The sequence below is a fragment of the Chryseobacterium sp. ISL-6 genome, from assembly GCF_018613715.1.
Lineage (GTDB): Bacteria > Bacteroidota > Bacteroidia > Flavobacteriales > Weeksellaceae > Chryseobacterium > Chryseobacterium paludis.
Map to the genome: position 1 here is coordinate 1 of NZ_JAGGPT010000011.1, position 13568 is coordinate 13568.

8 protein-coding genes and 1 pseudogene are annotated in these 13568 nt (G+C 32.5%); all 9 read left to right on the forward strand.

From position 1 onward, the window contains the following. The first annotated feature begins 442 nt into the window (after positions 1 to 442). The 9 genes and pseudogenes from J7E44_RS20825 (at position 443) to J7E44_RS20865 (ending at position 13529) form a co-directional block, all read left to right on the forward strand. On the forward strand, positions 443 to 1975 hold the full coding sequence (locus J7E44_RS20825; protein WP_214833232.1) for a T9SS type A sorting domain-containing protein: 1533 nt from the start codon (positions 443 to 445) through the stop codon (positions 1973 to 1975). Continuing rightward, positions 1975 to 5070: a hypothetical protein gene (locus J7E44_RS20830; protein ID WP_214833234.1), complete on the forward strand. Its 3096-nt coding sequence runs from the start codon at positions 1975 to 1977 to the stop codon at positions 5068 to 5070. The genes J7E44_RS20825 and J7E44_RS20830 overlap by 1 nt, the downstream gene beginning before the upstream one ends. Positions 5071 to 5076: 6 nt before the next feature. After that, on the forward strand, positions 5077 to 8490 hold the full coding sequence (locus J7E44_RS23990) for a DUF6443 domain-containing protein (RefSeq protein ID WP_251040640.1): 3414 nt from the start codon (positions 5077 to 5079) through the stop codon (positions 8488 to 8490). After that, positions 8480 to 8944, forward strand: coding sequence for a hypothetical protein (locus J7E44_RS20840; RefSeq protein WP_214833236.1), 465 nt, complete (start codon positions 8480 to 8482; stop codon positions 8942 to 8944). The genes J7E44_RS23990 and J7E44_RS20840 overlap by 11 nt, the downstream gene beginning before the upstream one ends. A gap of 1682 nt (positions 8945 to 10626) precedes the next feature. After that, a pseudogene (locus J7E44_RS20845) lies at positions 10627 to 11442 on the forward strand (RHS repeat-associated core domain-containing protein); the annotation flags it as partial. Between the two features lie 6 nt (positions 11443 to 11448). Next, on the forward strand, positions 11449 to 11946 hold the full coding sequence (locus tag J7E44_RS20850) for a DUF7336 domain-containing protein (RefSeq protein ID WP_214833240.1): 498 nt from the start codon (positions 11449 to 11451) through the stop codon (positions 11944 to 11946). Between the two features lie 322 nt (positions 11947 to 12268). After that, a complete protein-coding gene (locus tag J7E44_RS20855) occupies positions 12269 to 12736 on the forward strand; it encodes an AAA family ATPase (protein WP_214833242.1) in 468 nt (155 codons plus the stop codon). Positions 12737 to 12777: 41 nt separating this feature from the next. Then, positions 12778 to 13089 (forward strand): hypothetical protein, encoded by a 312-nt coding sequence (locus J7E44_RS20860; RefSeq protein WP_214833244.1) that lies wholly within the window; start codon positions 12778 to 12780, stop codon positions 13087 to 13089. 209 nt (positions 13090 to 13298) lie between these two features. Continuing rightward, positions 13299 to 13529 (forward strand): hypothetical protein, encoded by a 231-nt coding sequence (locus tag J7E44_RS20865; RefSeq protein WP_214833246.1) that lies wholly within the window; start codon positions 13299 to 13301, stop codon positions 13527 to 13529. The last annotated feature ends 39 nt before the right edge of the window (positions 13530 to 13568 follow it).

A 13568-nucleotide genomic window follows, 5' to 3' on the forward strand; every position in this document is an offset into this window, starting at 1 on the left:
AACCTATTTTAGGACAAGACAAGATGTTACAATTAGGTAGGTGAAATTTACTCTGGTTAGGTGAAAACCTGCGTAAAAATTACGCAGGTTCAGCTTTAAAGTCTATTATAAGCTATTTTTATCCAGGGAACGAATATTATGATCCTATCTTGCTTTATGGTAACCCATAATGAAACTATTTTTAATACTAATATTTTTAAAATACAAATTAAAAAACTTTTGAGTATTTATAATACGACAAGTTCTGTCGTATAGCAGGAGTATCTTTGCATTGTAAAAATTAATAACCATAACAACTTAAAATGAGAACGTAGGATAAAGTTAAAAACATGATGTAATTCATGTTAATTCTTCTTAATATGAAATTAATGAATGCTAAAAAGGGTTAAATTTGTAAAATTTATATAATGAAAACTAATATTAATTATAATACACAAAATAGGTGAAAAAAATCTACATAGGTGCATTGACTATCTGCACATTTTTATTTGTAAGATCTCAGGAAATACTTTGGCAAAAAGATATTAAATCCAGTACGCAGGATTTTCTTAGTCAAGTCACTACAACGATCGATGGACAGTATTTAATTACTGGGAGTGCTATTCAGGCATCTAAAATTGAAGGTAAACAAAATAACGGGTACGATTTTCATTTAGTAAAACTGAACCAGCGAGGTGATCAGGTTTGGGAAAAATACTTCTCAGGACAAAATCATGACTATTTATCCGCTACAGTTGCAACTCAGGAAGGAGGTTTCATAATTTCAGGCACCTCATATTCCTCAAAAAGTCTGGACAAAAAAGATGATTCTAAAGGTGGATCTGATATTTGGCTGGTTAGAATCAATGAATTTGGCGATGAATTATGGCAAAAAACTCTAGGAACAAGTGCCAAGGAGGAAGCAAGAGCTGTTGTTCAGACTACTGATTTAGGATTCTTTGTAGCTGGGAATGTTCAAAACTCAGCTAAAGGTTATGGTTCAAAAGATGTCTTAATTATAAAACTCGATAAAAACGGAAAAGAACTTTCACAATCTTTGTTTGGCGGAAGGGGAAATGATGAAGTTGAAAAGATGATTCCAACCCGTGACGGTGGAGCTTTGTTAGGAATCTATTCCAGAAGCAGTGCTGGAGGTTCAAAACAAACTGAAAACTTTGGAGAAGGAGACTATTGGATTGTCAAATTGGACAAATCAGGAAAAGTAGAATGGGAAAAGAATTTTGGAGGAAAAGGTGATGATCATTTAAGAACCCTCGCTTTAACTTCAAACGGATATATTATTGGAGGTGAAAGTCGTTCTGAGCGCTCAGGAAATAAGACCATTGGTATTGAAGAAGGAACCGATTTATGGTTAATCTCACTCGATGAAAGAGGAGATGAAGAGTGGCAGAAATCTTACAATTTTAAAAACAGAGATATCTTAATGGGAATGAGTGTGATTCATTCAGCAGATGATAAAACTAAAGGGCTTCTTTTAGGTGGTTACACTCAGGCAGAAGGAAGGATAGAAGCAAATGATGAGAAGTTCTGGATGCTGTATCTGGATCAAAACGGAAATGAACAGTGGAGGAAACATGTAGAAGGGGTTTCCAGAAAAAGAGAAGAAAGATTATCTGATATTAAACTAAATAGAGATGGCTCAATTATACTTGCAGGAACCAGTGCTGAGGAACTCGGAAAAGAAAACTGGAAGATTATAAAACTGGGAGATAAGCAGATCGATCAGCTCATAGTAAAACAAGATATTAAGATCTATCCGAATCCTGTATCAGATTATGCTTATGTAGAAATAGGTTTTGATTTTAAAGAAGCTGATATTACTCTGTATGACATGGGAGGAAGACAATTACAGAATTTGAAAACAAAGAATGAAGTGACTAAAATCAATACGCAATCTTTAATACAGGGAGCTTATTTAATAGTAATAAAAACGGATACTAATAAAACTGCTAATGCTAAATTAATCAAGAAATAATGAAGAAGATCACATTATTGGCAATTACATTGTCTGGTATCTTGGGCAATGCTCAATCTGCTAAAGACTTAACCGGCTCATTTAGTAAAAATACAAAAAGCCCACAAGCTACGGACTTTATAAGATATGGTAATATCCCTATCAAAAAGAACATAGGAGAACTTGATTTAAGCATCCCTTTATTATCAATTCCTACACAAAATGGGGATAAAGTAAGTTTGGATCTCAATTATAATGCATCTGGTTTTATACCTGACAAGAAGTCTGGTATTGTAGGGTTTAACTGGAATCTGATGTCAGGAGGAGTTATTACACGAAGTGTTGTGGGTGAAGCTGATGACCAAGCAGGATCCCCACAAACGGGTAATGGTATTAATGGTCATTATGAGCATGGATATCTGGTAGGAATAAAGCAGTTCGGTACTAATACCTCTGAGCTTCCAACAGATAATGACTTATCAACGATCAATCCTAATAAATTATCTGGTGCAGTAGACAATTTGAATGACGACTTTTTTGAGGTACGATTAAATGGCTATCCTAATACTAATTCTACAAAATATGAAACAACGTCTGATAAATATTCATTTAATTTTAATGGTATTTCTGGAAGTTTCTTCATAGCCCCTGATGGGAAAGTAGAGGTGGTTACCAGTGAACCTCATAAACTTAAAGTAGACCTTTCGGGAATGAATTCCCAGCCTTACACCAGTGTTTGCAGTCCGTTAAGTGAATCAGAAATCATCATAACAGATGAAGTAGGGAATAAATATTACTTTGGGAAAGAGAGTAAAAATTTAGAGTATAATGTTTTTTTAGGAGGAATTGCAACAGGTATTAATGCTCAAACTCCTGTGATCAGCAGCTGGTATCAATATAAAACAGAATATCAGAATGGGGATGTTTTAAAATATAATTATCAAGCAGATAATATTGCTCCCAATAATGTTTATAGCAGTTTTTGTATTATAGATCAAAATAATTTCTGGAAGCCACTTCCACAGTACAGTGATCTGAAAAAGTTTTTGGATCTTCATTCTATGGGAGATAGCAATTGGAAACAAGTTTTTAACCTGGTAAAAAAAGCTTATCTATCAAATATTGAGTATAAGGATTACAAAATTGTTTTCTCCTACTCTGATCAGGATAACCTTTATAAAAATGTAGCCATTAGTGGTAGCCAGTTTGGAAAAGTGCCTCAAAAGAAACTGGAAAAAATACAGTTATATAATCAAACCAACCTGACTAATACGATTGATTTTGGGTATGAAGTATACAATACCCAATACCCAAGAATATTTCTTAAAACGGTAAAAGAAATGGGAAAAGAGCCCTACGAATTTTCGTATGACACCAGCAGTGCGGCTAATACACCAAGCCCTATCACTTTTGCTGTAGATTACTGGGGGTATTATAATGGAAAGACCTCTAACGATGCTCCTTTAGCTATTTTCCCTTCGGTAAATTACTCAAGCAATGGGGATTATCAGTATACTTCAGATGTAAGGGAACCTAATTTTTCTTATTCAAAGATGTATGCCCTGCAGAGTGTTAAATACCCCACAAAAGGAAGCTCTTTCTTTGATTATGAACCACATAGTTACAATTTTAGATTAGAACGAAGATCTGATAATAGTTTTCTCCCTAAGCTTTACTCAGTAAATGGGATTGTGGGAGGAACAAGGTTACAGAAAATTTATGATTATGATCTTAATGCAAATCAAAATACTAGGGAATTTATATACACAAATGATCTTGACCAGTCCTCTGGTATCCTTACCGAGTGGCCAAGATATTTTTTCTCCTACAATGCACAGATAAGTGGTAAATTCTGTTCAGGAGGTAGTGGTTGGTTATTCTGTATTCCATGGTCAATTGATGGTACAAAATATATTCAGACTGCCTCAGGTTATTCAAGAAGTTTAACGGAAGGGGCTGTTATAAGTTATTCAAAGGTAACTGAAAAGTTATCTGGTAATGGAAGCACTACTGATTATTTTACAACTTATATAGATAGGCCAGACGTGCATTTTGATAATTCATTACAACTTACAGCAGGGGATTACAGCCCAATGCCAGCGGTCAAGAATCTTTTATTCATGCCAGCAAGCAGGAGTATTGAAAGGGATAAGCTTTCTAGAAGACTTATTAAAGATGAATCAGGAAAACTTTTGGAAGAACAAGTCTATTTATATAATGAAGACCCGTCAAGACTGGATAAGTATCATATTTCAATGAACATATCAAATGCATGGATGAATCCTTTAAGGAATTATTATTACAATAACTTCATGAGTTCTAATGTCACTAAAAAGTACTTAAACAATAATTTATTATCATCTAAATCAGAATATTTCTATCAATCGGCCAACGGAGTGGATTTGTCCAAGGTTAAGAATACAAGTACTGATGGAAAAGTCACAGAGACTAATTACCAATATGCCCACGAAAAAGGGAATCAAAAGCTGATTGCTGCCAATATGATTGGAATCCCATTAGAAACAACTGTGGTTGAGAAACAAAACGCTGACGATGCTGGAAAAACAATTTCAAGATCTGAAATAAAGTATGATGATCCTGCTAACCTGTTTCCAACTTCTGTGTTATCTTACAATGTTCTAGATAATACTCCATCCACTGAAATTACCTATAATAAATATGATGCTAACGGTAATCTACAACAATATACTTCAAAAGATGGAGTCCCAACAGCAATTGTTGTGGGGTATAATAACACCCAGCCTATTGCAAAAGTACAGGGTGCAACTTATGCTCAATTGGTAAGCTTAGGAATTATAACAGCCATCGTTGATGCCTCAGATTTGGATGCAGCAAATCCAGTTAATGAACCTGCCTTAATTACGGCATTAGATAATTTCAGAAAGAACTCTGGGTTATCAGCTTATCAGGTTTCTACTTATACCTATGATCCTTTAATTGGAGTGACTAGTATTACTCCTCCTTCAGGAATCAGAGAAGTGTATCTCTATGATACTGCCAATAGATTAAAAGAAATCCGTCAGCAGGAAAAAGACAGTTCAGGAAATTTGGTATATAAAGTAGTAAAAGAGTTCAAATACAACTATAAAAACTAAAACACGATGAAGAAAATAAATCAAATAATATATGTTGGTGCTTTGCTTATAGCTAGTTTAGCTCATGCCCAGCTTTCTTCTACAGAAAACTATGTTTATTCAAAAACCTATTTGTCAGACCCTACACTTCCTAATGTTAGAACCTCAGAAACGGTTCAGTATTTCGATGGATTAGGAAGACCTAAACAAGTAGTCAATATAAAAGCATCCCCTTTAGGAAGAGATGTTGTGACCCCTATTGTGTATGATGGATTTGGAAAGCAAACAAGGGATTATCTCCCTGTTCCTCAACAGTCAACGACCAATGGAGCTATATACGGACAGAATCCAGGATTAGTTCCATTACCAATATCCGATCCAACAGGTGCTTACCCTGCTGGAGAAAAAGTTTATGCTGAAAAGGAATTGGAAAAATCTCCTTTATACAGAATATTGGAACAGAGGCAGGTAGGAATAGTATGGACTACAAAACCTGTTTTGTTTGGATACTTAGCCAATACTGCTACAGATGTTCGAAAATATATTACTACCACTGACCCTGTAGAAGGGAGAACCAATTCTAAACTGAAGGTATCTCCTAACGATGCTAATTCTGCCAGCGGGTATTATAAAACCAATCAACTCTATAAAAACTCTGTAAAAGATGAGGATGCTAATGAAACGATAGAGTTTAAAAATGGACGAGGACAAACTGTCCTAGTGAGAAAAGTCATCAGTGCGACTGATAATGCAGATACCTATTATATTTACAATGAATATAATCAATTGGCTTTTGTAATTCCCCCAAAGGCTTCTTTTGCCATTAAAGGCCTGGCTACAGGAACACAGATTCTCGAAACTGATCCTATTTTAACTGATCTTTGTTACCAATACCGCTACGATGGTAAAAACAGGTTAGTGGAAAAGAAACTTCCGGGTAAAGGTTGGGAATATATGGTGTATGATAAAGCTGACAGACTTATTTTCACGCAAGATGCAGTAATGGCTCCTACTGCAAAATGGCTTTTTACCAAATATGATCAGTTTGGAAGAATCATTATGACAGGAATTGTTCCTGGAGCAAGTAGAGTTGCAATGCAAGATATGATTTCAGGTAATATAATTGTAGAGAATCGAAATACAACAGGTTTTACAAGGAATGGAATGCAAATTCAATATTCTAATGATCATTTTCCTTATTTTGAAACGATATTGTCTATTAATTACTATGATTCCTATCTCATAGGTGATCCTTTTCCTACTTTGGTATTCGACCAGACTGTACTTCCTTCGGATGTACAACAATATGGACGTAGTACAAAAGGCCTGCCTGTCTCCAATTACGTAAAAAATATTGAAGATGATAACTGGACAAAAACCTATCTGTATTACGATCTTAAAGGAAGAGGTATAAGGGAATTCGCTCTTAACCACTTGGGAGGATATACTAATGTAGAAAGGCAATTGGATTTTGCAGGAATACCTCAAAAAACCATTACGAAGCATCAAAGATTAAGTAGTGATACTCCAAGAACTATTACTGAATTATTCACCTATGATCCTCAGAATAGACTTCTTACAAATACCCACCAAGTTGATAGTAATCCTGTTGAAATCTTAACACAGAATAAATACAACGAGCTTTCTCAATTAGAAAGCAAGAAAGTGGGCGGTGCTAGTGCAACAACTCCACTTCAGCAAATAGATTACAAATACAATATCAGAGGTTGGATGACAAAGATCAATGATCCATCTACTTTAGGAACAGATTTGTTTGGATATGAAATGAAATATACAAACCCTGTTAATACTGGTTCTTCTATAGGGAAATTTAATGGAAATATTGCAGAAGTTGACTGGAAGGCCTCTAATGATGGAGTATTGAAAAGATATTCTTACAAATATGACGGACTGAATAGATTGAAAAGTGGGATTTATTCAGAACCTAATACCTCAATTCCTGAAAACAACTACTATAATGAAATTTTAAGTTATGATTTGAACGGAAATATTATATCATTGCAAAGAAATAGAAATGCACAAAATATAGGGGTTCAATTAATGGATAATCTAACATATGTTTATATAGGGAACAGACCTAATACAGTAACAGATTCTTCTTCTAACTATTTTGGGTATCCAGATTCATCTGGTAATGTTATGAGTTATGATAATAATGGAAATATGACTGATCATGTTGACAAGGGTATACTAGAAATTAAATATAACCATCTCAACCTTCCAAATTATATTAAATTTGATCAATTTGTACAAAGGAATGATCCATTTGGCTCAGGATTAGCAACTAAATATAAAAATACCAGTTACCTTTATCGTGCAAATGGGGTAAAGCTGAAAAAAGTACATAATTATTTTTCGGGCCGTGCACAATCGGATGCATCAAAAACAACTGAATACTTTGACGGATTCCAATACAACTATGATGTTAATATAGAAGGAGTGCCTTTAACCGGGCAAGGTTTACAATTCACACCTACATCGGAGGGCTATTTTGATTTTGTGAAAAATAAGTATATTTATCAATATAAAGATCAGATAGGAAATATTAGACTGGCATTCTATAAAAATGATACAGGTAATGTAGCAATAGACAGAACGACTGACTTTTATCCTTTCGGGTTAGAATTTGGAGGAAGCAATTCCCTGAGTACATCTGGAAGTTTATCTCTGGACTATACTTATGGTTTTCAGGAACAAGAACAGCAACAGGAGAGCGGATGGACTTCTTTTAAATGGAGAAATTATGATGCAGCGATGGGCAGATTTTTTAATATAGATCCTTTAAGTGAAAAGTATGCTTATCAATCTCATTATAATTTTTCAGAGAATAGAGTTGTAAATGCAAGAGAATTGGAAGGGCTTGAGGCTAAACCAATAAATGATAATACGATTGAATGGAGAGTTAAAATTGATAATAAGTATGGACATGATTACAGTAAAACTCTTTTACAGGATGCTGCAGGTATACTAAGTCAAAATGGGGTGACTTATAAAATCATTGAAGACCCTAAAGCTTTGTTTACTATAGAATTAGCTCCTGCGAAAGTTACCGAAGACCCTATTACAAGAGACCCTATAACAACAAACGGGTATACCGTACCTGATGGTAATACTTATGATGGAAAGGTAGTGTCAAAAAATAAGCCTAGAACGTTAGCCCACGAATTAGGACATAAAGCAGGATTACCGCATATTTTTGATAAAGAAAGTAAGGATGATAATACAAAAGCAAATCAAAATAATCTTATGAATTCAGGAGAAAATGATAAAGTAGAACTACGTAATAGCTCAGGAACCGATTTAACTTCTTCTCAGTCAACTGATATGCAGAGCCATATTAAGATTATCAATGAGAATAGAGAAAGGAAAGAAAAAGAAAAAGAACAACAAAAACCAAATCAAACCCAAAATGGAAATTAATAAAAAAATATCTTTGATAGTGAGCTTTTTTATATTGGCTCTTGTTTCATGTCAGACTAAAAAAATAATTTCTTATGAAAAGTATGAGAATTTGAATTTGGAAAAGAAAGCTGAAATAGATGAATATTTAACAGATGCTAAAAAATTAATATCTAAAAAGGAATCTGAGATAGTTTTGATGTTCCAATATAATTGTTTTTTTGACAAAAGTCTGAAATTAAATAATGGATATGAAACAAAGTTTCCTAAGATTTCAAATAAAAACCATTATGGCCAACGATTTGCAACATTTGAGAAAAAATTTGGAGATATAAAAATTAAGTTATCAGATGGAAGAAAATTTTTCATTAATCAGAAAGATGGATATGATTACATTGGTGTTTGCTATTATGAAAAAGAAAATAAATTATATATAGAATATTTTAACTATCCTCATATGTTGGTTTTAGAATAAAAATGGGAATTAATAAACTACTATAATTATGACTTTTAGGAATACAAACAAGAGCTTGACTATTCTAAATCAGATGATAGTAATTATTCAAGTATATATTTGATAGTTAAATCATTTACTAAGTTTATTGATAATCTAGAAGATAAAGACTAGCATATTTATTAAAATAATTATTCAATATTAAAAATAAAACACCTTTATCAAATTCGGTAAAGGTGTTTTTATTATAGCTAATTCAAAGTCTTCGCATAAAAAAACATTTAAAATATCCGTTGAATTTTTTTTTCGTTTCAAATAAAACTAACTCAAATTGAGATTGAAAGTTTAAAACCTTTTACAAATAAGTCTTTGGTTGGATTATCTAAACTTCTTCATTTATCAATCCAAATGTTTACTCTATTTGGGACAGTAAGATTTGTAAATACTTTTTTTCAAGTAGCTTTCATTATCAAATTCAAAGTATTCCAAATTATCTAAAATATGTAGAAGCAATAAGCGAAACTATAAAACTTGGCTTACCTAATGATTTTGATAATCCGAGAGAGCAACTGGAATACGAAGTTACTGATGTAAGGTTGATTGAAATGGCTATCTTTTTAAACCAGTTTGATATTAAATTATAATTTTATACAATTAACTGTTTTAATTTTTACCTTTTCTTTTAAACACAGAATGAGAAGAACGTAATGAGAGTTTTGAGATATCCATATCCCACAATGGCTCGTTTTCATTTACCATAACAAGTGTTTTGTCATTGAGATCAAATTCCTCTACGAAACAATAATAAAGTAATCTAGTAATTTTTATATGGAATCTTTTACCATTGTGACTTAGTCCACATTTATAACAACAGCATAAATAACGAAACAATCAGAACAACAAAACCTATCAAAAAAAGTATATATTTGTAAAATAATAGCCCGCCTGGCACGGCGGACTATCAAAAATGAAATCGTTAAGTGATTGCGCTACTATTGTTCGCGGTCACTTTTTGTTTTTCTAGCATTACTGGAAACAATAACCAAAGTGGTCATCGCTACAATAATTAGAAAAAGCAGGGCGAAAAGTGTTATTCCTTCGTTCATAATACAAATATAATATAGAGTTATATAAATTATTGGTTTGCTAAAAAAGTGTTCGAAAATCTTGTCCGCATTTCTTTATATTACAAATTACAGTAATGTCAATTTGTAAATAAATTTATTTTTACACGAGTTACTTACAGTTTTTTTGTCAAAATTAAATCTATCGTCTCTCTTTAATAATGTTATAAGCAAAGATAACATACAGAAAAGAAGAAAACAGAATAGTATTCAACAATCTATATCGAGTAAGCGATATTTTTTTTTTAAAGCCGCTTTTATTACATCATATTTAAATTTAAAAGTTACTTATACTTTTTGTATACGATTTTATCTATGGTCTATTTGATACTGTAGTAAAGATAATGGACAAAAAAGGAAAAATTAAATTAGAAATTTAAGGTTTATTCCATAAAGCCTTTAAACCCTTATTAATAAAGGGGAAAACATGTTGATAAATAATTTTTTTTCAACTGAAAGAAAAAAATTATCTTTGAAAAAGCGGGGTAAGAGCAGACGATCACAATGTAAAGTTCCGCGCAAAAAAACTGAAGTAGGGATTTTGCAGAGAGTTGAGCAGGATTGTAGAATTACAAGTACAACGGAAAGGAGCTGCAAGAGACTGGGATGTATGACTATGGTACGAGATTCTATATGCCTGATATTGGAAGATGGGGCGTGATAGATCCTAGAAGCCAATATACTCATGAAGCTTATAGTTATGTTTGGAACAATCCTATTTCATTTAATGATCCTACTGGAATGCAGGGGGAAATAGGATTTCCAATTAATGATGGAAAAAAAGATGGAGAAGTTTGGAATGATTCTGATGGAATGTTTTATTGGGATGCAAACAAAAAAACATGGATAGATTTCAAAGATAAAAGTGCTGTAATCACACAAGTTTCTATGCTAGGGAAATCCAAAAGCAGTAATGATGGTGGATATGCAACGGCTCTGACTGTTGGAACTATTAATATTGAGAATCCTATTGGATGGATTGCATTGGTTGGATTGATTGGATATGAGATATACCGTGAGGCTACAAGACCTCCTTTACAATGGTATACACCCATAGATCCAATGATGACCACTCCTTCAACCATGAAGACGGAAGATACTGCTGGAGATGAGGATAAAGATACAAATGGTCAAGATGTTCCAAAAGAGAAAAAAGTTCCAGTGAGTGGTAAAAGTGATAAAGAAGCTTCTAAAGAAGTTCCATCATGGGTTAAAGAAAAAGGAGAAGCACCATATGTGGATGAGGATGGAAAAACATTTGCTAAACGAGTTTTAGATGAACACCATGGTAAAGGCAAATGGAATAACAGTAAAAAAGATACAGGTCCAACATCAGATTATAATAAGATAAAAAAGTGGGGAGATAGAGGATTTGAAGTAAAACCAAAAAAATAATTAAAAATGAAATATTTTATATATGCAATTGATCATACCTATACAGATGAATTAAATACTTGTACTAAGCTTTTGGGATTTTGCAATGATATAGATGGTCTTGAGAAAATAAAAAAAGAAGCACTAAAACTATCAGGATTTAAGGCGTATCCTGATAGTTTTGTAATTAATAAATATATATTAGATAAGACACACTGGGAGAATGGATTTGAAGATGTTGTTGGAGAAATTGGAAGAGATTATCTTTTAGCAAGTGATGTTTTTGATGAGAATTATGCATCTGTAAAAGAGTTAAGTCTAGAAACTATTTTTAGTGTAAGTCATAGCTACACTATTGATAGATATTTAGATGATGAAAGATTTATTGGAGTATATTCAACAGCGGCAAAAGCAGAGATAGCAATAGAAGATTTGAAAAAACAACAAGGGTTTAGAAAATATCCTAACGATTTTGATATTAGTGAAATAGAAATAAATGATCTTTTATGGACTTCTGGATTTTAAAAGACTATTCTTGTTGCGCAAATTCTGCGACTTTGATTAATAAAAATAAACCACTGCTTTTGCGGTGGTTTTTTTATTTATATATAAAAATCTCAAAAATAGGAAGGTCTAAAAAATATAAATGATGAAACTTAATTATAATATATTTTAAATTAGACAGAGTTTACTTCTAAAATTGTATTGGTTATTTATGTCCAGTTAATCAATTCTATTATTGCTAATTTAAAAATTGAAGACTTAGCAACAAATATAGAGCGAGTTTGTTCCTGAAGTAAAGTACCATTATAAAACTAATATTAAAAAACCGCCGAAGACTTATACTATGAAAATTTCAAAACTCAGTAATACCAATTTTAGACTTTTAGATGATATAGAAATCAATATCGAAGACTATATAACATTAATTGTTGGTAAGAACAATTCAGGTAAGACCTCTCTATTTGAGATCATAAATTTATTTTTTAATGATAAAAATCGAATTTCATTTCACGATTTCTCCCTAAATAGCCACGAAGCTTTTAATGATTGTTATATAAAATACAGCGAAGAATTATTGGAAATCGTTGATGATGAACAAAAAGAAGAAATCGAAAAAAAATTAATAGAAGAAATCCCAAGAATAACTTTAGGTGTTCAAATAGAATATGATAAGATAAAAGATTCGTTGATTAATCTTAGTGAGTTTATATCTGATTTAGATGAGAATCGATCCGATGCAACCTTATTCTTCAAATACGAGCCTACAGATACAATAATGGTCAATACTTTGATGAACCCTCTTGGAATGTAAAAGCATCACCCCAGGGAAAAGATGTGGTAACCCCTATTTATATGATGGTGATCCTTCTGCAATGTATACGGGGTGAAAAATCTTTTTCTGAGAAAACACTGGAGAATTCTCCTTTGGATAGGATGTTGAACCAGAAACAAGTGAGTACAGCATGGGTTACAAAACCTATTTTGCTGGAATATTTATCCAATACCGCTACGGATGTCGGAAAGTATGTGACCACCACTACTCCTCTGGAAGGAATAGCCAACTCTATACTAAAGGTCTCTCCCAATGATGTTAATACAGCGAGTGGGTTTTACAAAGCTAATCAGCTGTATAAAAACTCTGTGAATGATGTGTGCAAATCCTGAAATGAGAAAATACAATCATTAATTGGATCTGTTCTAGACTAATTTCTTTCCTTATCTCGATTATCATATGGTTCTTCAGCATCAAATTACTCATCTCGGGAAAGGTGAAATAAATCAAATGAAGGTCATTGTAAAAAAACTGTTGAATAAACTTAATAGATTAGTTATACAAGATGGAATAATTTCTAATAAAGAACAAGATAAATCAGTTGGGTGAATCCTTACGCCAAGCTTTGATTCGGTTTATAGAATATCATCCTCCAAAAAAACTCAAAAAAAATCTTTTTTCTGTATTTTTAGAGTTTGTTTATTCTTTAGGCAGTGGAAGTCCTGTAAATCTTGATGATATTTTATTTGCTTGTAAAGAACTTTTTGAACTTTTGGATACAATAGAAGATAAAATCGAAAAACTTAGGGACAGTAAAAATCTGAATTTGTAATGTAATTGGATAAACAATATATAATTACCTATCAAAATA

Excerpts from the sequence above, each read along its gene's own strand:
- J7E44_RS20830 (WP_214833234.1), top strand. The coding sequence starts at position 1,975 with ATGAAGAAGATCACATTATTGGCAATTACATTGTCTGGTATCTTGGGC.
- J7E44_RS23990 (WP_251040640.1), top strand. The coding sequence starts at position 5,077 with ATGAAGAAAATAAATCAAATAATATATGTTGGTGCTTTGCTTATAGCT.
- J7E44_RS20840 (WP_214833236.1), top strand. The coding sequence starts at position 8,480 with ATGGAAATTAATAAAAAAATATCTTTGATAGTGAGCTTTTTTATATTG.
- J7E44_RS20850 (WP_214833240.1), top strand. The coding sequence starts at position 11,449 with ATGAAATATTTTATATATGCAATTGATCATACCTATACAGATGAATTA.
- J7E44_RS20855 (WP_214833242.1), top strand. The coding sequence starts at position 12,269 with ATGAAAATTTCAAAACTCAGTAATACCAATTTTAGACTTTTAGATGAT.
- J7E44_RS20860 (WP_214833244.1), top strand. The coding sequence starts at position 12,778 with ATGATGGTGATCCTTCTGCAATGTATACGGGGTGAAAAATCTTTTTCT.